The sequence below is a fragment of the Streptomyces sp. NPDC059668 genome (assembly GCF_042734135.1).
GTDB lineage: Bacteria > Actinomycetota > Actinomycetes > Streptomycetales > Streptomycetaceae > Streptomyces.
This window is the reverse complement of the sequence record NZ_JBHWEL010000095.1, coordinates 1-21,034: the sequence shown is the minus strand read 5'-3', so window position 1 is coordinate 21,034 and position 21,034 is coordinate 1. Positions and strand designations below refer to the sequence as shown.

Annotated in this window: 13 protein-coding genes; 2 read left to right on the top strand and 11 right to left on the bottom strand. The window is 72.2% G+C overall.

The features are described 5' to 3' along the window. Positions 1–163: 163 nt before the first annotated feature. The 5 genes from ACFV2J_RS38260 to ACFV2J_RS38240 form a co-directional block, all read right to left on the bottom strand. A complete protein-coding gene (locus ACFV2J_RS38260; protein WP_385094738.1) occupies positions 164–1,795 on the bottom strand; it encodes a CehA/McbA family metallohydrolase in 1,632 nt (543 codons plus the stop codon). 336 nt (positions 1,796–2,131) lie between these two features. After that, a complete protein-coding gene (locus ACFV2J_RS38255) occupies positions 2,132–4,489 on the bottom strand; it encodes a GH92 family glycosyl hydrolase (protein ID WP_385092701.1) in 2,358 nt (785 codons plus the stop codon). Positions 4,490–4,693: 204 nt separating this feature from the next. Further along, positions 4,694–6,529, bottom strand: a complete 1,836-nt coding sequence (locus tag ACFV2J_RS38250; RefSeq protein WP_385092698.1) for a GMC family oxidoreductase N-terminal domain-containing protein — start codon at positions 6,527–6,529, stop codon at positions 4,694–4,696. Then, positions 6,526–7,908, bottom strand: a complete 1,383-nt coding sequence (locus ACFV2J_RS38245; protein ID WP_385092695.1) for a hypothetical protein — start codon at positions 7,906–7,908, stop codon at positions 6,526–6,528. The genes ACFV2J_RS38250 and ACFV2J_RS38245 overlap by 4 nt, the downstream gene beginning before the upstream one ends. Further along, positions 7,905–8,591, bottom strand: a complete 687-nt coding sequence (locus ACFV2J_RS38240; RefSeq protein WP_385092692.1) for a FadR/GntR family transcriptional regulator — start codon at positions 8,589–8,591, stop codon at positions 7,905–7,907. The genes ACFV2J_RS38245 and ACFV2J_RS38240 overlap by 4 nt, the downstream gene beginning before the upstream one ends. A gap of 630 nt (positions 8,592–9,221) precedes the next feature. Here ACFV2J_RS38240 and ACFV2J_RS38235 point away from each other — a divergent pair. Then, on the top strand, positions 9,222–10,379 hold the full coding sequence (locus ACFV2J_RS38235) for an alpha/beta hydrolase (RefSeq protein WP_385092689.1): 1,158 nt from the start codon (positions 9,222–9,224) through the stop codon (positions 10,377–10,379). Between the two features lie 117 nt (positions 10,380–10,496). Beyond that, on the top strand, positions 10,497–10,670 hold the full coding sequence (locus ACFV2J_RS38230; protein WP_385092687.1) for a hypothetical protein: 174 nt from the start codon (positions 10,497–10,499) through the stop codon (positions 10,668–10,670). Between the two features lie 202 nt (positions 10,671–10,872). Here the strand turns inward: ACFV2J_RS38230 and ACFV2J_RS38225 are convergent, their stop codons facing one another. The 6 genes from ACFV2J_RS38225 to ACFV2J_RS38200 form a co-directional block, all read right to left on the bottom strand. Next, on the bottom strand, positions 10,873–12,291 hold the full coding sequence (locus ACFV2J_RS38225; protein WP_385443057.1) for an FG-GAP-like repeat-containing protein: 1,419 nt from the start codon (positions 12,289–12,291) through the stop codon (positions 10,873–10,875). A gap of 141 nt (positions 12,292–12,432) precedes the next feature. Next, positions 12,433–13,131 (bottom strand): SDR family NAD(P)-dependent oxidoreductase, encoded by a 699-nt coding sequence (locus ACFV2J_RS38220; RefSeq protein WP_385443054.1) that lies wholly within the window; start codon positions 13,129–13,131, stop codon positions 12,433–12,435. A 174-nt stretch (positions 13,132–13,305) separates the two neighbouring features. Next, the gene (locus ACFV2J_RS38215) at positions 13,306–16,287 is read right to left on the bottom strand and encodes a glycoside hydrolase family 2 TIM barrel-domain containing protein (RefSeq protein WP_385093813.1); all 2,982 of its coding nucleotides are present in this window, start codon (positions 16,285–16,287) and stop codon (positions 13,306–13,308) included. A gap of 105 nt (positions 16,288–16,392) precedes the next feature. Continuing rightward, entirely contained in the window at positions 16,393–19,131 is a 2,739-nt protein-coding gene (locus ACFV2J_RS38210; RefSeq protein WP_385443051.1) for an alpha-mannosidase, read from the bottom strand. Between the two features lie 89 nt (positions 19,132–19,220). Next, on the bottom strand, positions 19,221–20,027 hold the full coding sequence (locus ACFV2J_RS38205) for a carbohydrate ABC transporter permease (protein WP_385093822.1): 807 nt from the start codon (positions 20,025–20,027) through the stop codon (positions 19,221–19,223). A gap of 47 nt (positions 20,028–20,074) precedes the next feature. Beyond that, positions 20,075–20,932 carry a carbohydrate ABC transporter permease gene (locus ACFV2J_RS38200; RefSeq protein ID WP_385443081.1) on the bottom strand — a complete coding sequence of 286 codons (858 nt, stop codon included), beginning with the start codon at positions 20,930–20,932 and terminating at the stop codon, positions 20,075–20,077. Positions 20,933–21,034: the final 102 nt, after the last annotated feature.

Genomic DNA, 21,034 nt, shown 5'->3' with positions numbered 1-21,034 from the left:
GGGGGCGCGCTCGCGGTGTGGGGCCGCGGCGCGCTCGGAGCCTCCCTCGCCCCCCCCCCCCCCCCCGCGGGGGGGGGCGCCCGCGCCCCCCCCCCCCCCCCCCCTCGGCCGCGGTCCGCCGTCCCTCACCCTGGGGTGACCGGCCGGAGGACCGCGGCGGGGATCAACGACCCGTCTTCTTCAGGAAGATGGGGTTGGTCAGGGCGGCCATCGGACCGAACATGAGCGCGGCGCCCATGGTGTTGCCCTGACCGGGCGTGCCGTCCGCCATGGGGTGGCGGACCTCGGCGCGGACGTACGCGGCGAGCGACGTGGTCGTCCGCCAGACGACGGTGCCCTCGCCCGAGGCGCCCACCGACTCCTGGTGCATCTGACCCTCGTCGGTGATGAAACGGACCGTGCCGTTGGGCACGCCCTTCACGTCGAGACGGATGTCCACGGGCGCGTCGGCGGAGGCCTTGAGGGTCTCGCCGATGCCGGCCTGCCTGGCGTCACCGGAGGCCGTGAAGGTCAGCTGTACGGCGGAGGTCTCCGCGATGTAGCTGCGGCCGGCGCGGATGCCGTCCATGATCGCGTCGGTGGCCAGGTCGTCGGCGAGGACGACGTTGTGCGGCATGCCGATGACCTGCGGCTCGCTGTGCGCGTCGCTGTTGCCCATCGCGGGGACCCAGCGTCCACCGCTGCGGACCGCCTCACCGATCTTCTGGTCCCACGTGCTGATGGCGTGCTCGTCGTCGTACGTCCACGGGCCGGTCCACACCTCGGTGGCGTCCGTGTCCTCGAACCCGAACTTCCACTGGCTCGCGACGTACGCGCAGTACATGTGCGCGGGCACCACGATGCCTCCGCTGCGGCGCACCTGGCGGGCGAAGCGCGGGAACGCGTCGTCGCGGTTGCGGTAGCGCCAGTCGATCCACTCGCCGGGCTCCAGACCGAGCGCCAGCCAGTGGCCGTTGCGGGTGGTGACCTCCTCACCGGTGATGATGAGCAGCTCGGAGTCGGCGTACTCACCCCAGACCCCGTGCGAGGACGAGGTGTTGTGGTCGGTGGAGACCATGAAGTCGAGCCCCGCGGCGCGCGCGCCGGTGGCCACCTCGGCGGGCTGGCGCTTTCCGTCGGAGTGCACGGTGTGCAGGTGGCAGTCGCCCCGGTACCAGGCGCGGCCACGGCCCTTGGCACGCCGCGGCGGGAAGTTCCTGACGGCGGCCGGGCCGGGCTCGCCGTAGGTGAGGGTCACTTGCACCCGGTAGTTCAGGCCCTGGGGCGCGACCTGGTAGGGGCCGAGGACGATGTGCCAGGTGCCGCGGCCGACGGGGCCGGGCAGATAACCCGGGGTGGCCTCGCTGTTGCTGATCTCGAACGAGGTGCGGAAGCCGCCGGACCAACCGCGGAAGCCGCGGCCGCCCAGCTCGATGCCGCGCTCGTCGAAGACGCCGATGTCGCAGGAGTTGCCGGGCGTGCCGGACGGAACGGCCGGCTTGTCGTACGAGTACGACACGGCGATCTTCTGCACGCCGCGCGGGACCTCGACCGGGAGGTACACGAAGTCGGCGACACCGGTGGGCAGCAGCCCGGTGATGACACGGGTCTCCTCACCGGTCTTCGGGGGCGCGCCCGCGGTCGTGCCGTCGGCCGCCTCCGCGAACGAGACCGGGGCGAGGGTGATCGCCGCGGCGCCCGCGACACCCGCGGCCAGCAGACGGCGGCGGCCCAGCGCGCCAGTGGCCTCGCCGTCGCCTCCCGTCCCGGGCTCCAGGATGTCGACGTGGCTCTCGCAGTGTCCGTCAAGGCACATGTGTCCTCAGCAATGTCTTCGTGGTGGGTACATGGGATGCCCTGGACTCTCATACGCCTCGGTGAACGACGCGTGTGTCCCGCATGGCCCGGTCGGCAACGGCCCGTGGCGTACTGTTCCGCGTCGCCGCAGGTCAGGACCAATGGCGGAAGGAATGTCCGGGGACGGGCGCGACGGATGTCCGCCGCACGCGTCACCCGCGCCGACGCCCCGGCGCACCCCGGGCCACCGCGGTCCGGTCCAGGAACACGGCCGCGGCACCCGCCTCACGCCTCCTCCGATCTGCGCGTGGGCGGGTGCCGCGACCGTTCGCTCAGCGGTGAGCCGGGTACCCCCTCACCTCGCGGGCTGCAGAGCCGGCGGGGCCGCGTCGGCGGACGTCCCCCACGCGGACGGTTCGGCGCCGACCGTGAAGGAGAGCGAGCGCAGGTGCCGGAGCGAATCGGTCGTCAGATACGTACGGCCGTAGGGCGAGCCGTCGAGCCGCGCCGACTGGATGTAGCGGTCGTGGTCCGAACTGCCCGGCGCGCTCACGGTCAGCGTGCCGCGCGGGTAGTAGCGCCGGTCGAGGGTCAGGTCGACCCGCTCGAAGACGGGCGTCGACAGGCCCCAGGTGTCGTAGCCGGGCTGCACCGGGAAGATCCCGATGGACGAGAGCACGTTCCACGCGGACATCGTGCCGAGGTCGTCGTTGCCGGTCATGCCGGTCGGCGCGTCGGTGAACAGCGTCAGCGCGGCGTGCACCACGTCGGTCGTCTTCCAGGGCTGTCCGGTCGACAGATACGTGTACGGGGCGATGAGGTCGGGCTCGTTCTGCGGGTTGTACTTGTCCGCGTTGTAGTACTCGTACGGGCCGTTGACCCACACCTCGCGTGCCGTCTTCACCGGGTCCTTCAGCAACTGGTCGTACGCGAAGAACGAGTCGAGGCGGTCGTCGGCCGCCCGCGTGCCGCCGATCAGGTCGACCATGCCGGGCAGGTCCTGCGGCACGAGCCACTGGTACTGCCAGGCCGTACCCTCGTGGAATCCTTCGCTCAGAGCCGGGTCCGCCGGTCCGGTGAAGGCCCCGGAGGCGTCCCGCGCGCGGAAGAAGCCGGTCGAGGCGTCGAAGATCTTCCGGTAGTTCCGGGACCGCTCGGCATAGCGCGCCGCGTCCGCGTCGTGCCCCAGGTCCCGTGCCATCGCGCCGAGCATGGCGTCGGACAGCGCGTACTCCAGGGTCGCGGAGGCTCCGTGGTCGTAGTCCGAGTCGCCGGGCTTCGCGTGCGGGCGGTCCTTGACGTAGGGCGCGAAGCCGTTCGCGAGGTACTCCTTGTTGGCCTCGCGGCCCACCGCGGGCGAGCCGGCGGGCGGCACCCCGTCGGCGTTCTTCTTCAGGGCGCGGTAAGCCCGCTCCTCGTATCCGCCGGCCCCCTTGAGCAGGCCCTGCTGGTAGGCGTTGGTCAGGAACGGGGTGACCGGGTCGCCGGTCATGATGTTCGTCTCGACCGTTCCGTAACCCCACTTGGGCAGCCAGCCGCTGTCCTCGTCGATCTTGATGACGGAGATCGCCATGTCCCGGGCCTCACGCGGCGCGAGCAGGGAGAGCAGCTGGGACTGGGTGCGGTAGGTGTCCCACAGGGACCAGTTCTGGTAGTAGGTGAAGCCCTGGGCGCGGTGGATCCGCTGGTCCCAGCCGGTGTAGCGGCCGTCGGCGTCGCTGCCGATGTTGGGCGCGAGGAAGGACCGGTAGAGCGACGAGTAGAACGTGCGGCGCAGGGTGTCGCCGCCGCCCTGGGCACGTACGGTGCCCAGCCGGGCCTCCCACGCGCGGTGCGCCGCACGCCGCACGGAGTCGTACGAACGGCCCCCCTCGGAACGGAGGTTGAGGGCGGCGCCGCGGGCGTCCACGTACGAGAGCGCGGTGGTCGCCTCGACGGTCCGGTCCTTGGTCGTGTCGAAGCGGACGAAGGCACCGCCCCGTCCCGTGCTCACGGACTCCTTGGAACCCTCGGTGACGGTGTCGCCGTTCCAGGTGCCCGAGGTGGTGAAAGGACGGTCGAAGCGGGTGACCGTGTAGACGGTGTAGGGCTTGGTGTCCTGGCAGAATCCGCTGCCGGTGATGGCGGTGCGCACCGTACGGCTGTCGAGGATCTCGACCTTGGTGGAGATCGTCCGGTGCAGTGACTGCCCCGCGTTGAGGAGGACGTTGGCCTTGTCCGTGGCCGGGAAGGTGTAGCGCTGCACACCGGTACGGGCGGTCGCGGTGAGTTCGGCCTCGATGCCGGTCTTCAGGCCGACCTGGTAGGAGCCGGGCGCGGCCCGCTCGCTGTCGTGGCTGAACTCCGCCTCGTACTTGGCGTAGTCCGTCTCGGTGACGTCACCCGTGGTCGGCAGCACGGGCAGGTCGCCGCCCAGACCGCAGCCGACACCCGAGAGGTGGACCAGGGAGAAGCCCCGGATGTGGTTCTGGGAGTGGTCGTAGCCGGTGTTGTGGCCGGTGTCCGGCGAGAACTGCACCATGCCGAAGGGCACGGCGGCGCCGGGGTAGGTATTGCCCTCGTTCTCCGTTCCGATGAACGGATTGACCAGATCGGTGAGCGGGGAGCTCGGCGGGACGGCCGCCCGGGCCGCCGGAACCGCCAGGGAGCTGCCGAGGAGCAGGGCGGTCGCCACCGCTGTACCGGCACCGCGCAGCCGTTGAGTCCATCTCATGGGCGGGAACGCCTCCTCAAGGCCTGGACAACGTTGTCACAGCATGGAGCGCGATCATTCTTCGTCGTGTACACGTAATCGTCAAGTGCGTCGGCGGAGGCGGCAGTTCGCGTGCCGGGCCGGCAACCGGGGTTTCCCCCGGTGCCGTTGCCCGCCGACGCGGCCGTCCACGCACCGCGCCGACCTGGCACGGCACCGGGGTGTTCAGCCCGTTCTCTCCAGCCAGTTCTCCGCCATCGCCAGCGCCACCGCCATGATGCTCAGTTGCGGATTGACCTCGGGGCAGCCGGGCAGGACCGAGCCGTCCACGACGAGGATCCCGTGGGCGCCGCGGAGCCGGCCCCCCGGGTCGACGGGAGCGCGCTGCGGGTCACCGCCCGCGGCGGCCGTGCCGGTCGGATGGAACGCAGAGAGATGCAGGTTCCGCGCGGTCACCCGGGAGAGCAGCTCGTCGAGTTCGGCCAGGGAGCGGGCGCGCGGCGCGGAGGGGACACCGGTGAGGACCTCCTCGGCGCCGGCCGCGAAGAGCAGGCGGCCCATGGCGCGTACGGCCGTCATCAGCCGTGCCCCGTCACGGGGGTCGAGGTCGTAGCGGACGAGGGTACGGTCCCGGCCCTGGACGCGCCCGGAGGGGCGGTCCGCGATCATGGCGCCGAGGGTCGCGAGGCGTTCCGCGTCCTCCAGTTCGCGCCGCAGCTCGCGTCCGAGACCGGGGAGGACGAAACTTCCCATGCCCGGCGGGCTCGCGGTCGCCTCGATGAGGATGCCCTGGTCGTGCAGTTCCTCGACGCCGGCACTCTGCAGGACGCCCCGCCAGGCGGTGACCGGCTCGGCGAAGCGTCCGGCGACGCTGGTGGCCGGGTGCACGCTGAGGTTGCGGCCGAGCCGCGGGTGGCCGCCGAGTCCGGAGCGGCGCAGCAGCGGCGGGGTCCCCAGCGCGCCGGCCGCGGTCACCACGAGCGGGCTGAGGATCTCCAGTTCGCTGCCGTCCGGCCGCCGCGCCCGTACGCCGGCCGCGCGCGGGACTCCCGGTCCGTCGGCGTCCAGGAGGACGCGCCGGACGCGCGCGCCCGTGACGATGCGGGCTCCCGCGGCGCACGCGGCGGGCAGCACGGAGAGCTGCACGCTCTGCTTGGCGCCGGTGGGACAACCGACCACGCACTGGCACGAACCCTTGCAGCCGGGGGCGTTGCGCCGCAGCGGACCGGCCCGCCAGCCCAGCCGTTCGGCGCCGGAGAGCGCCAGCAGGCCGTTGTTCCCCAGTACGTCGAGGGGTTGGGTGGCTACCCGGAGGGTGCGCTCGACCTCGTCGAGACGGGCTCCGAGATCTTCCGCGAGACCGAATCCGTACACCTTGCTCCAGCGGGCCAGCACGTGTTCCGGAGTCCGGTAGCAGGTACCGGAGTTGACCACGGTGGTGCCGCCGACCGCGCGGCCGACCGGCAGCAGGAGCGGTGGGTTGCCGAGCGCCGCGGTGGCGCCGCCGTCCCGGTACAGCTCGGCGAAACGGTCGAGCGGCGCCCGGCGTCCGAAGGATGCCGTCGAGTGGTGCTCGCCCTCCTCCAGGACGACGACGCTCATCCCGGCGCGCGCGAAGGTCCGCGCGGCCATGGCGCCGCCCGCACCGGACCCGATGACCACCACGTCGGCGGTGGAGCGTGCGGGCCACGCGTGCGCCGGAGTGCAGTCGAGGGGCGGGTCCTGCGGAGGAGACACGGGGGCCGGCACGGGGGGCATGCGTTCGGTGCCCGCCGCCAGCAGCACCGGCACCTTGAGGAGGTCGAGCAGGGGCACGAGACGCGGAGAGGCGGCGAGCGAGCGCAGCAGGCTCTCGCGTTCGTCGGGGCCGAGCGCGGCCAGCCGCCTGCCGGTGCGCAGCAGGGCGTACGTCTCCACGGCGGCGACGGCGGTGTGCACCCCGGCCCTGGCCGGGCGGGGCAGCGCGGCGAGCACCGTGTCGAGGCGGCGCGGCACGCGGGCGGGCCAGGCCTGCTCACCGTCGTCGGCGAGCAGCGCGGCGACGAGTCCCTCGGCGGTCAACGCTCGCCCGCCTCGGCGTGCGCGGTGCCGTCCAGCACCCAGGACCGCTCGGTGCGCCAGCGGCCCCACCAGCGCTCCAGCAGGACCCGGGCGTCGGCGGACTCGCTGTTGCGGCACACGGCGCGGGCGCCGTCCGGGTCGCGGTACTCCAGGGTGAGGGTGCGCTCGGCGGGCTGTTCGACCTCGACCCGGATGCGGCGCAGCGCGGTGCGGCCGGTCACCGTCCACCGTGGCAGTCCGAACGCGGCGCGGAACCGTCCGAGGCCCAGCCAGCCGATGGCGGACCGCTCCGCCCGCCGGGGCCAGGTCCGCTCGCCACGGCGCAGGCGCAGGAAGACGAGCGGAGGGAGCCGCCGCAGACCGGGCCTGGTGGACACGGCCGCGACGATCTCCAGGACGTCACCGCCGCCCAGGTCCGCGTGGAGCCAGGTCCACCGGTGCGCGTTGCCGTGCCCGTAGATGCGGGCCGAGGCGCCGGGTGCGCCGCGCAGCGTCAGGGTGTCCTGTCCGTACGAGAACACGCCGTCGTACGTGGCCCGCGCGGCCGGCAGCATCTGGGCGGCGGGGAGCAGCGGCCGGCGCCAGGACCAGCGGGGGAAGGTGAACAGGCTCTCTCCCTGCGGGCGTTCGCTGATCTTCCAGTGGAAGTCGTCGGCGCTGCCTGCCAGTTGACCGGGGACGGCGGTGACCGAATCGCCCTCGAATCCGTCCGTCGGCCGGGTCCAGGGGACGGGCCCGAAGCGGGCGTGTCGGACCTGTCCCTCGCGGGGGAACGCCGCGACCCACCCGTGGGCGAACGCCTCGGAGCCGTCGGCGGGCGCGGTCACCTCGTGGTGCAGCCATACGCCGGTGCCGCTCGCCGGGTCGGTCAGCGTGGTGTACCAGACCTCGGTGCGGCCCGGTGTGCCGTTCCAGCGCGGCGCGAAGTGCCCCGCGTGGTCCTCGCGGCGGGGGAAGCGGAAGCTGAGCAGGAACGGTGCCAGACCGGTCGTGAGGGGGAACCGCAGGACGCCTTCGCCGACCCGTGCGCCGTCCTCGTACAGCGTGACCGGCAGGACGGTCATCGACGCGACCGGGCGGCGTGCCGTGACGGACTTCCAGCCGTCCAGTACGAGGGTGCGGCCGTCGGCGGTGAAGGTGAGCCGGTAGCGGATGCGCCGCCGGGCGAGCGGCGAGATCTCCAACTCCCCGTCCTCGCACGGCGCGTCGGCGACCCCCGTGATCCGCACCCGGCCGGTCAGCCGCGCCCGGGTCGTGCGGTGCGGGCGCAGCACCTCGTCGGTCTCGGCGCGCAGGTCGAGACGTATGCGGCGGTCCCGGTTGTCGGCGTCGAGCCGGACCGTGCCGAGCATCGTCTCCGTGAACACGGTGCCCCTCATGCGAGGTCGTCCAGCATGATGCGTTCGGTGGCCCCCAGGTAGGCGTCGGCTGCCGCGTGGGCCCGCCGGGCGTCCTCGGCCAGCACCGCCTCCACGACGGGGGCCAGCCGTTCATGGGCCGCCGCGGGGTCGGTGAAGGGGGCCCTGAGCAGGGAACGGATGGGCAGGTAGGCGTTGAACAGCGTGTTCGTCAGCAGGACGTAGACGCGGTTTCCGGTCGCCCTGGCGAGGGCTCGGTGCACTTCGAGGTCGGCGAGCTGCACCGCGTCGGCGCTCTCGCCCTCCCGTACGGCGTCCAGCAGCGCGCTCAGCTCCGCCCGCTGGGCGCGGGTCGCGCGCGTGGCTGCCCGCTCGGCGATCAACGCGCCTATGCTGCGCCGCACTTCGAAGATCTCGTGGACCCATTTCGCGTCGTGCCGGACCAGCATGGGCAGCAGATCCGCTCCGCCCAGCCGGGCGTAGTCGCGCACCCGGGTCCCGACGCCGTGCCGGGTTTCGAGCAGACCGGCCTGGACGAGCCGCCCGAAGGCGTGCTTGAGCGTGGTGCGGGTGACTCCGTAGCCGTCGGCGAGCTGGCGCTCGGGGGGCAGGTAACTCCCGGCCGGGTGACGGCCGTCGAGTATGTCCGTGCGCAGTCGCCCCTCCAGGACGTCCACGATGGTCTCGCGGGGCAGCGCCTCCATGGTTCCTCCTCCGGTGAGTGCCGATTGGTCCAGTGGCTCAGCCACTGAACCAGTGAGGACGCTCGGGGTCAACCCCTGATCGTCCCGGTGCCGTTGGCCAGCATCCCCCGGAACGCCGCGTCATGTGTGCGGCACGGCTGCGGAGTTGGCGGAGAAGGTCGGTGCGGTGCGGTGCGTGACGGGGGGTGACGGGGATGACGGAAGTGACGGGGATGGCGACGGTGACGAGGGTGACGAGCATGCCGGTCGAGGTCGGTGCGTGACGCGGTCGGTGCGTTCCCCGTGTCCGTGCGCGCGTCCGTGTACGTGCCTGCGCCTGCGCCTGTGTCCGGGTCCGGGTCCGGGTCCGGGTCCGGGGCGACGATGACCTTCGGACCTCCCGCCACCTGACTCGGCCCCGCGTGTCCCTGCCCCGCCTGGCCCGGCCCCGTCCGGCCCAGGGGCCCCGCCACCGGATGGCGGGGCCTCACCGGCGGAAGGCCGACGGCGCCGGAGCCGCTCACCGCGCCGCCGCGGCCACCGCGCCCACCGCCGCCGGACACTCCGGCGGCCTAACCCGGCTGGTCGGTGACCCGCGGTGCGGACAGGCTGACCTGGGGGAACCTACGATCACGTTGGGAATGCGCACACATGACTGCCTCGCAACGACGGCCGATATCCCGCAGGGCCCGCTACTGCGTCCTGGCCGCCCTCCTGGCCACCGCCGGCGCGACGCTCAGCGCCTGCGGCGGCGACCGCGCCTCCGACAGGAGTACGACGCTGACGACCGTCGTGGGCGATCAGGCGAAGGCGAAGTACGTCGCCTGCGGCACACCACCGGTGAAGCTCGAAAAGATCGACCAGGACTTCCTCGACGGGCTCGCGGCGGCCGGCGGGCCACCGCTGTACGAGATGTCGTACAACGCCGCCCGGGAGGTGCTGAACAAGCTCCAGGCGGGGCCGGTGGACATGCTGCCCGCGCAGATCAGCGAGCGGACCGTGCCCGGCGGCCCGACCGGCCCGGTGTCCGTTCACGTCGTACGCCCCGACGGGGCCAAGGGCGACCTGCCCGGTATCGTCTACATCCACGGCGGCGGATGGGTCCTGGGCAACTTCACCACCCACGAACGCCTGGTCCGGCAGCTGGCCGACGGTGCCCGGGCCGCTGTCGTCTTCGTCGACTACACCCCCTCCCCCGAGGCGCAGTTCCCGGTACCGGTCGAGCAGGCCTACGCCGTCGCCAAGTGGGTGGCCGGTCACGGCCACGAGATCGGCGTCGACAGCGGCCGTCTGGCGGTCGCCGGCGACTCGGTGGGCGGAGACATGACCGCGGCGGTCACCCTGATGGCCAAGCAGCGCGGCGGCCCGCACTTCCGCCAGCAGGTCATGCTCTACCCGGTCACGGACGCCGACTTCGACACGGCCTCCTACCGCCGCTTCGCCGAGAACTGCTGGCTCACCCGGCCCGCCATGAAGTGGTTCTGGGACGCCTACGCGCCTCGCGCGGCCGATCGCGGCAACCCGCTGGCCTCCCCGCTGCGGGCCACCGTCGACCAGCTGCGCGGGCTGCCGCCCGCCCTGATGATCACCGACTCAGACGTACTGCTCGACGCGGCCAACGCCTACGCCGCCAAGCTGCGCTCGGCCGGTGTGCCGGTCACCTCGTCCCACCACGGTGGCGTCACCCACGACTTCATGATGCTCAACGCGCTGGCGGACACCCAGGCCGCCAAGGAGGCCGTCGCCCAGGCCACCACGGCACTGCACGACGCGCTGTACGCACCGGCCGGCGCGGGCACCGGCAAGTGACCGGACCCCGCTGATCCCCGGGCCCCCGGCGTCCATGGCGCCGGGGGCCCGCCGGTGCGGTCCCCGCCACGGTGAGCTGTCCGACCCAATGTCAGACCCTCCTCGTACGGTGTGGGTATGTCGCACTCCCCCGGGCCGGACGGCCAGGTGCCGCACGCCCTCGACGAGGTCAACGACCGCATCCGACACCTGATGACCGAGCCGGCCGGCACCGCACGCGCCGAGGAGTACCGACGTCTGCTCTCCCTGTGGTCGGCGCTCTCCCGCGACGACGTGACGAAGGCGGCCTGACCGGGTCCGCGGCGGTCGGGAACCCCGTCGGCTCCGCCGGCGCTGTGACCGTACGGGTGCGACGCGTCGAGGTGGTGCCGCGCCTCGACCCGCCGGTGCCCGTGCCCGGCCGGGATCGGGCCGGGCCGGTGTCCCGATCGTGCCCGGCCCAGGACGGGGCTCCGTCCTGGGCCGGGCACGATCGGAGTGCCCGCCGAGTCCGTCAGTGGTGGAAGGCGGAGCCGAGGAGCGCGCCGGGCACGGGGGCGGCGAGTGTGCCCGGTCCGAAGCTCACCGAGCCTGCCGCGGTGACGCCGGAGGCGTTGGTGTCGAAGACCCACACCGCGCCGGAACCGGCGTTCTCCCGCGGCGCCGAGACGGCGACGTACCGGCCGACGACGGCGGTGCGGGTGCCGAACCTGTCACCGTTCTCGACGGTGCCGGGCACACCGGCCGTGTTCTGGCTGAAGACCTGGGCCCCGGCCCCGGTGAGCCCCGCCGCGCTCCCCTTGAGAACGGCGAAGGTGCCCCCGTCGGTCCGGTCGGCGAGGTCCTCGCCGGGGATCCCCGCGACGACGTCCGCGTATCCGTCACCGGTGAGGTCACCGACCGAGACACCGGTGCCGAATCCGTCGCCGCTCTCCCCGGTGCCGGGGACGCCGGCGGTGTTCTGGCCGATCAGCGTGGCGCGCGACGCGAGTCCGGTCGCCGTCCCCCGCACCACCCCCACGAGACCGCCGCCCGCGGCGGTACTGCGGCCGAAGACGACATCCTGGCGGCCGTCGCCGTTGACGTCGCCGAGAGCGACGCTGTCCGCGGACACGGTGTCGGGGTAGGCGATGAACGGCCCCTCCACCAAGCCCTTCCCGGTGCCCCTGAACAGTCGCAGATGCGGCGGCGGGACCGCTCCCCCGCCGGCCGCGGCCCGCGCACCGCTGCTGACGACCAGGTCCGTCCTGCCGTCGCCGTCCACATCGCCCGCCTCCATCGCGTAGATCCGGACGTCCGGATCCCCGAGCGGGCCGGTGCGAGCGGCCGCGCCGCCGCGGCCGAAGGGCCCGTATCGCATGCGGTCGGCCGTCGCCAGATCGAGGTGCCCGTCCCCGTCGAAGTCTCCGGCCCGGGTCTCCGACCGGCCGTCACCGATGACGGAGGCGGCGATGAGCCCGCCCACGCTTCCCCACAGGACGGTGTGCCGTCCGGCGTCGCGCACGCTGCCGAGGTCCTCGCCCGGGGATCCGACGACGAGATCGGTGAAGCCGTCGCCGTCCAGGTCGGCCGCCGTGAGGTCGCTGCCGAAGCGGTCCCCCGTCTCCGCCGTGCCGGGTATGCCGTAGCGGTCCTGGCTGATCACCTGGCGCTTGACACCCTTGGGACCGTCGGCCATGCCGTAGACGACGGTGAAGTACCCGGCTCCCGAGCGGCCGTTCACGGTGCCGCCCGGAGCGCCGATCGCGACGTCGGGGTAGCCGTCACCGTCGAAGTCGGCCCGCACGGAGCCGGCGGCACCGGCGGCACCGGCGGCGGGGGCTCCCGCGGAGGCGTCTTCGCCGTAGGACACCGCGGGGGTCGCCCCGGTCACGGCGACGACGACGGCCGCGGCCACAGCGGCGGCGGACCGGTGGAATCTTCGAGAGGACAAGGTGAACCCCTTGGGCTGGAAAGCGGTGGGCCGCGCTTCGCGCACGCTCGGCAACCACCTTGACCCTCAAGGGACATCAAGGGTTGTACGCCGTCCCGTCACCTCGGGTTCACCCGGCCGCCCCGTGGTGCCGGCAGCGGATCAGGTCAGGTCGATCGGGCCGGTGCGGTCGACGAAGCGTCCCGAGCCCGCGCCGGGACCTTCGGTGGCGAGGCGGACGATCGCGTCGGTGCCTTCGGTGACCGTCTGGGGGCCGCTGTTGCCGTTGAGATCGGTCGCCGTGTAACCGGGGTCGGCGGCGTTGACCCGAATGTCCTTCAGCGCCTTGGCGTACTGGGTGGTCAGCATCGTGAGGGCCGCCTTCGAGGCGGTGTAGAGGGGCGCGACGACGGAGGACTCGACACGCGACGGGTCGTGGGTGAGGGCCAGCGATCCCATACCGCTGCTGACGTTGACGATGACCGGATCGGACGACCGGCGCAGCAGCGGGAGGAAGGCGGTGGTTGTCCGGACCACGCCGAAGACGTTGACGTCGAAGACGCCGAGGGCGTCCTGGCCGGTCAGGTCGCCGGGGTCGCCGTGCGGGCCGTGGACGCCGGCGTTGTTGACGAGAACGTCGATCACGCCCTCGTGTGCGGCGACGTCGGCCGCCGCGGCGGCGACGGAGGCGTCGTCGGTGACGTCGATACGGACGAATCGCGCGCCCAGCGCGGTGGCGGCCGCCCTGCCCCGTTCCGGATCGCGGGCTCCCATGATCACGGTGTGGCCGAGTGCGATGAGGCGGCGGGCGGTCTCGTGGCCGAGCCCTTTGTTGGCTCCGGTGATGAACGTGGTGGTCATGAGCCGATCGTCCACAACGCGCCGGGGCCCCGCCAGTGACCGCTCCGGCCCCGGGACCGGCAGTACCAGGATCCGATCCCTCACCGCCGGCGCGGTCGGCGGTGGAACGAGTGCGTGCCCGTTCCGCCCTCGACCGCGCCGGCGGCGTCCCGTGCGCCGTTCGAGCGCCCTCGGTCAGCCCGCGGAGACGCGCAGCCTGATCGTGCGGGACTCGGGGCGGAGCGCGAACTCGGGCCACACATCCGGTCCGCAGGCACGTGAGCCGAGTCCGTGCTGCGCCGCGTCGACGATCAGGTGGCTCGTCGTCGACTCCGGCAGCTGGAAGGGGTGTGCGGCTCGCGCGATCTGCTGCGGGGTGTGCCGGCCGAGCGTGAACCCGGGACGGCGTCCACGCGTGTCCGGCACGGCCGACAGGCGCAGCACCCCGGTACCGGCGCTCGTCAGCGTCAGTTCTCGTACCTCGGAGCGGTGCCCGGTCTCCTGGGGGCGCGCGTAGTCGACGGAGAGGTCGCCGACGGTGGAGGCGAAGCGCCCGGTGCGCGCCGCGCGCAGGCTGTCGGGGTAGGACTCCAGCGGTCCGAGGCCGAACCATTCGACGCCGTCGACGGGGGCGGTGCCGTCGGGCAGGTCGAAGCGGATCCCGATCCGCGGCCACACCGTCCGCCAACCGCGCGAGGGCTCGATCTCCACCCGCAGTTCGAGTTCGTCGCCCTCGACCGTCCAGACGGTCTCCACCGTCACCGACGATCCGGAGTTCGCGGCGGAGACCTTGGAGACCGTGCGCAGGGCTCCGGCGGCGCGCTCCACGGACACCCGCCGTACGGTCAGCCGGTCGAGGCCGTCCGCGCGCCACAGTGCGGCCTGGGAGACCCCGGCGACGGCGGCGTCGCTCTCCTCGACCTCGTCGGACGCCGCTTCGTCGTTGTCGGTCGGGGCGCGGAACAGTTCGAGGCGCGGGCCCGTCAGGGGCCGGCCGGCGAGCCGTACGAGGGACCCCTCGACGAATTCGGCGATGCCGAGGGTCAGCGTTCCGTCGCTGTGCCGCCAGTCGGTCAGGGACCGGACGCCCGGTGCGGGACGACGGGCCGAACGGTCCATCTGGGCGGTGGCGATCACATGACCGGCGCTCGCCCAGGCGGTGTCGGCCGCCAGGACGGCGTCGACGGTGAGCCATGTCTCCGCGTCGTGCGCCACCGTGACCGGTGGAAGCTTCACCCGCCCCGACTCGCCCGCCGCGACGACGGGGACCTCCATGTCCCCGGAGTCCACGAGTGTCCCGTCGTGCTCGACACGCCAGTGGAAGCGCAGGTCGGACGTGTCGGCCGAGTGCCGCAGGTTGGTGACCGCGACCTCGTCGGCGTCGCCGTCGAAGGTGAAACGGACCGGCTGCACAACTGCCTTGTACTCGTACAGACTTGGAGTCGGGACGTCGTCGCTCAGCAGCATTCCGTCCATCACGAAGTTGCCGTCGTGGACGGTTTCGCCGAAGTCGCCGCCGTACGCGTAGTAGGGCGTACCGTCCAGTGTGGTCGTCAGGATGCCGTGGTCGCGCCATTCCCAGACGAAGCCGCCGTGCAGCCGCGGGTACTCGTGCACCAGCGCCTCGTACTGGTCGAGCGCTCCCGGCCCGTTGCCCATGGCGTGGGCGTACTCGCAGAGCAGGAACGGCTTGGTGCGCTGCCGGGCGCTCTGTGCGGGAGTGCAGTTCATCAAGGGCGTACGGGAGTCGTCGCTGCCGATCCGCCCGGTCTCCGGCACCGACGCGTACATCCGCGAGTAGAGGTCGGTGTACTCCCCGGTGTGGTCGCCCTCGTAGTGCACGGGCCGTCCGGTGTCGCGGGCGTGGACCCAGGCCGCCATCGCGGCGAGGTTCCCGCCCGTGCCCGCTTCGTTGCCGAGGGACCAGATCACGATGCTGGGGTGGTTCTTGTCCCGTTCGAGGGTGCGCCGCATGCGGTCGAGGTACGCCTCGCGCCACGCGGGGTCGTCGCTCGGGTTGCCGACCCAGTCGACCTTGTCGAAGCCGTGCGTCTCCAGGTCGCATTCGAGGACGACCCAGAAGCCGAGTTCGTCCGCGAGGTCGAGCAGGCGGGGATGCGGCGGGTAGTGGCTGGTGCGGATCGCGTTCACGTTGAACCGCTTCATGCGGGCCAGGTCCTCGCGGGCGTGCTGTTCGTCGAAGACGCGGCCGCGCTCGGGGTGGGTCTCGTGGCGGTTCATCCCGTGGAACACCACGCGCCGGCCGTTGACCAGGAACCGGTCGCCGCGGATCTCGACCGTACGGAACCCGGCCCGCAGGGCGATGCTCTCCGCGGCGCTCGACACGGTGACGTCGTACAGGCGCGGTTGCTCGGCCGACCAGGGCTCGACCGCGCCGACCTCGAACGGAGCCACGTCGGCCGGCGTTTCCCAGATCCGCTCGACGCCGAGTCCGGGGATGCGGACGGTGACCGGGAACGCCGCCGCGTCGGCGGTGATCTCCGCCTCGACCGTGCCCTGCCCCTCCGCGTACCCGGTCCGCAGCCAGACGTCCTCGATGCCTCCGGCCGGCCGTGCGATCAAGGTGACGTCGCGGAAGATGCCCGGCAGCCACCACTGGTCCTGGTCCTCGAGGTAGCTGGCCGCGGACCACTGGTGCACGCGCACGGCGACGACGTTGTCGCCCGGGCGCACGGACGACGTCACGTCGAATTCGTGGGCGAGCCGGCTGCCGCTCGCGCCGCCTATCTCCTCGCCGTTGACCCAGACGCGGAAGAGCGACTCGACGCCGTCGAACCGCAGCACGACGCGCTCGGCCCCCGACCAGTCCGCGGGCAGGTCGAAGTGGCGGCGGTAGTCGCCCGTGGGGTTCTCGTCCGGGACGTGGGGCGGGTCGATCGGGAACGGGTACTGCACGTTCGTGTAGATCGGCCGTCCGTAGGCCCCGTCGCCCTCGAGCACCCAGTGCGACGGCACCGGGATGCTGTCCCAGTCGCCGTCGTCGAAGCCTTCGGACGCGAATTCCGCCGCCACCGGCACCGTCGGTGACAGCCGGAACCGCCAGTGCCCGTTCAGCGAACGTGTGGGGGCGTCGGAGTGCAGCCACGAACGCGCCGCACGCAGCGCGCCACGCCCCGGGGCGGTGTCCGAAACGTATGCGGAGGTCTGGGAGGGCACGAGGTCACAACTCTTTCTTGCTGACAGATGGGGATCCGGACGCCGGCTGTGTCCGCCGGCTCGACTGATCGGGGCCTGGTCGCCCTCTTCGCACGCGGTCGCGGGCTACCGGACCACGACCGTTCGGATCTCCCAAGGGCCGAGGGCGAGTTCGAGCCCGTCCGCGGCCTGCGTCGTGGACAGGGGACGGCCGAGCAGGTCGACGGTGGTGGCCTCGGTGAACGCGCCGGTCACGCGGACGGCCGCCCCGGTGTCGCTCATGGCCACCAGCCGCACCTCGGTGCCGGGACCGCGGTCGCCGTCGGTGACGCGGCTGAGGCTCGACACGAAGACGTCCCTGCCGTCGACCCGCACGCCGGTCTCGGCGGCCGGCAGCCGGTGTTCGGCGGGTGCGGTCCCGCGGGTGACCAGCACGTCGTTGCGGAAGTCCTCGGCGAGGGCGACCGCGTTCGCGCCCTGCCACCCGGTCGCCGAGGGCACCACGGCGAATCGGTTCTCGACGCGGACACCGAGATCCTGCGCTCCCGGTGCGGGGATCTCGCTCGCCGCGGGCTCGTCCCGCAGGGGATGGATGTTGACGCTGATCGAGCCGATCGCGCGCAGCAGCGTGACGGCCAGTTCGGAGCCGTCGCCCACGAGTTCGTACTCGGTGGCGTGGTCGAGCAGGACGTTGGCGGCGCCGGCCGACACGAACGCGCTCGCGGGGAAGGTCGGGATCGGGTACTCGCCCCAGCCGCCCTCGGCGGTGAGCCCGCGCTCGGTGACGGCGAACTGTCCGGCGGACGCGGACCCGGCCGCCGGCTCGGGCAGCGGCACGTGGAAGCGCAGCCGGTGGTCGGCGGACTGGTTCAGGAACGACGTCGAGACGCGCACGAACGGTTCGCCCGCGCGCACCTCCACGAGCGTCTCCACCGGGGTCGGCACGGTGCGGGTGTCGCGTACGTCCCGCTCGGAGGAGAGGGCCGCGGGCCACTCGTAGACGCGGGTGACGCGGATCCTGGAGCGCAGGGGGCCGTCCTCCACAACCTCGGTGGCGACCTCCGTCGGCTCCGACACCAGCACATCCCGTGCCGGAGGGGCGTAGTTGTAGCTGTCGCCGCGGTCACCGCCGTCGACGAGACGACCCACTCCGCGCAGCACCGTGCCGTCGGCCCCGGTCACGTCCAGGGTGCCGTCGGCGGTGACCGTGACCTCGACCAGTCCGTTCGACAGGGTGCGGGCGGTCGCCGTCGCGGGTGCGAACGCCGTCGGCCGTGCGGCGGGCCGCTCGCTCGGCGCGACCCGGAAGCTCGTGAGTCCGGAGGCGGGCACGCGGACGGGCACCAGCGCGGTCGCGCGGGCCTCCTCCAGGGTCAGCACCCGCCACTCGCCCGGGTGCGCGGCGGCCGCGGCGGCGACCTCGCGGCGCAGGATCAGCAGGTCGAACGGTCCGCTGCTCGGCACCTCGGCGAGGTGGAAGACGAGCGACCCCGGGGTGAGTTCGTAGTGGTCGATCAGACGGCCGAAGAGCTCGCGGCGGTGGATGCGGCGCAGGACGCGTTCGAGCTGCGAGGCGTCCATGCGCTCGTCGGCGAGCACGGTCGGGGCCTGGGAGACGAGCTGCACGGGGTGGGCCGAGCCGTCGTCGGCGGTCGCGACGAGCACGGTTCCCTCGGGCGGGGCCACGACGTCCACCTCGGCCAGGGCCGTACGCGGGACGGGCAGCGGGTTGGCGACCAGGTAGCCGTCGCTCGGCACCCGGGCGGCGGGCTCGGCGAGGGCGGCGTCCCGGACCGCCCGGGCGGTCTGCGCGGCCTCGGCGAGACGCGCCTCGACCTGGTCGGAGGTCTCGTCGGTGCCGGAGCCGACGACCGAGTCGTGCGCGGACGACTCGATGATCTTGTGCCAGGCGAGCGAGAGGAAGGGCGAGTCGTCCCGCTGGGACCACAGGGCGTTCACGCGCTCGGCGTGGTCGACGGTGCGCTCGGCGACGGCCATCCGCTGCTTGAGCGCGAGGCGCACGGAGAGCACGCCCGGGAGGATGTTGCCGCGCACATGGCTGCGCAGTTCGCCGGTGACGACGGCGGAGACCTCGTCGCGTACGTGGTCGCGGATGTACTCGGCGAGCGTCGCGATGGTGATGGCCCGCTCCTCGCTCGACGCGCGCCGCAGCCAGGCCGCGAGCCGCGGGTCGGGTGCGTTGTGGTCGGTGCCGGCCATCGCGAGCAGCGGGTCGTTGCCCCATCGCCCGGCCGTCATCTCCGCGTACTCGCCGAGGGCGCGCCTGATCTGGTCGGGCACCAGCAGGACGTCGAGGCCGTTGTCGTAGCCGTCGAAGAGGAACTCGGTGCGTACCTCGGAGCCGTCGGGGGCGCGCCAGCGGAAGGCGTGGCCGTCGACGGAGCCCGGCACACCGCGCCACAGTGCCGCGTGCTCGATCCCGGCGCGCGCCAAAATCTGCGGCATCTGCGCGACGTGGCCGAACATGTCGGGCAGATAGCCGATGGGCATCGAGCCGCCGAGGTCCGCCGCGGCGGCCCAGCCCATCCGCAGGTTGCGCACGATGGTCTCGCCGGAGCAGAGGAACTCGTCGAGCAGGATGAGCCAGGGCCCGATGGCGAGTTGACCGCCGGCGACCAGGGCCACGACGCGGTCGCGGTTCTCCGGGCGCATCTCCAGGTAGTCCTCGATCGCGGCCATCTGCCCGTCGACGGTGAACCGGAAGTCCGGGTTCGCCTCGGCCGTCTCCAGAACGGTGTCGAGAGCGGTGACGAGGCGGTGCCGGAAGACCTGGAAAGGCTCGTACCATTCGCGGTCCCAGTGGAAATGGGGCACGAAAACGGCAGAGTCGGCGGGGTTCTGCATAGCGCGAGCGACCTTCTCTTTGCGGGTGACGCGGAGGGGGGAGGCGAGTGGGGGTGCGGTTGCTTGAGGGCGCCGGAGACGGGCCCGGGTTACTTGAGGGCGCCGGAGGCGAGTCCGGTGCGCCAGAACCGCTGGAGGAGCAGGAAGAGGATGATCACGGGCACGATCGAGACCAGCGAGCCGGTGATCACGGATTCCTGAAGGAGCGGGGCGCGGGCGGTCTGACCGTTCCACTCGAACAGGCCGAGCGTGATCGGGAAGAGCGACTCCTTCTGCAGCATCACCATCGGCAGGAAGAAGTTGTTCCAGATCGCGACGAACTGGAACAGGAAGATGGTCACCAGCGAGGGCGCCATCAGCCTGATCGCCACCGAGAAGAAGGTGCGGAACTCACCGGCACCGTCCAGCCGCGCCGATTCGAGGATCTCCTCGGGTACGGATGCGGAGGCGAAGATGCGGGCGAGGTAGACACCGAACGGGCTGACGATGCTGGGCAGGAACACCGCGAGGTAGGTGTTGACGATCCCGGTCGCGGAGAACAGCAGGAAGAGCGGGAGCGCGAGCGCGGTGGTGGGGACGAGGACGCCGCCGAGGATGACGGAGAACAGGAACTCGCGGCCCCGGAAACGGAACTTGGCGAGCGCGTAGCCGCACAGCGCGGAGATCAGGGTGCCGACGGCGGCCCCCAGCACCGCGTAGATCACGCTGTTCAGGGCCCACTTCAGGAAGATGCCGTCGCTGCGGCTGAAGAGGGTGCTCAGGTTGCTGAACAGGTCGAAGTGCGAGAACGCGAGTCCGTTGGTGGAGGCGAGGTCGCTCTGCGGCTTCGTCGCCGCGACGATCAGGAAGTAGACCGGCAGCAGGAAGTAGATGGCCAGGAGGAGCATCAGCGCCATGACGGCGGTGCGGCTGGCGCGGCTTTCGCGGATCGCGTTCTGGTTGCTCACAGTCCGGCCTTCTTCGAGGTCAGTCGCATGAAACCGAAGCTCAGGACGAAGGTGATGACGGCGATGACCACGGAGATCGCTGCTGCCTGCTGGTAGTTGTTTCCGGAGGCCACCGCATACGCGAGCATGTTCGGTGTGTACGTGCTGGAGATGTTCGAGGAGATCTGCCGCAGGACGGCCGGCTCGGCGTAGAGCTGGAGGGTGCCGATGATCGAGAACACCGTGGTGAGGATGATCGACGGGGCGATGATCGGGACCTTGATCCGCCACGCGATCGCCCAGTTGCTGGCGCCGTCGAGTCTGGCGGCTTCGTAGAGCTCCTGCGGGATCGACTGCAGTGCCGAGAACATGATCAGCATGTTGTAGCCGGTCCAGAGCCAGGTGGAGACGTTCGCCGCCGACCAGAGCACGGCGCCGGGACCGAGGAAGTCGGGGTGGAGACCGACGCTCTTCAGTCCGTCGACCAGGGGGCTGATCTGCGGCGAGTACAGGTAGGACCACATGATCGCCGCGATGACACCGGGCACGGCGTACGGCATGAACGCCGTGATGCGGAAGAACGACTTGAGCTTCAGCAACGGGGTGTCGAGCAGCAGCGCCATGATCAGCGCGACGAACAGCATGACCGGGACCTGTACGACGCCGAACAGTCCGATGCGTCCGATGCTGGACCAGAACTCGTCGTTCTGGAACACCTTCGTGTACTGCTCGAAGCCGCCGAAGGTCGTGTACGACGTGCCGTACTGGCCGCCGGTGCGACGCACGACGAGGAAGCTCTGCCAGAGCGCGTAGCCGACGGGCACCAGGTAGAAGAGCACGAACGGGAGGAAGAACGGGGTCAGGAACGCGGCGATGGTGTGGGCCCGGGGGGCCGCCCCCCCGGGGGGGGGGCGGGCCCCCCCCCCACCCCCCCCCCCGCGGGGGGGGGGGGGGGTGTGTCTAAAAAAACGGGGTCA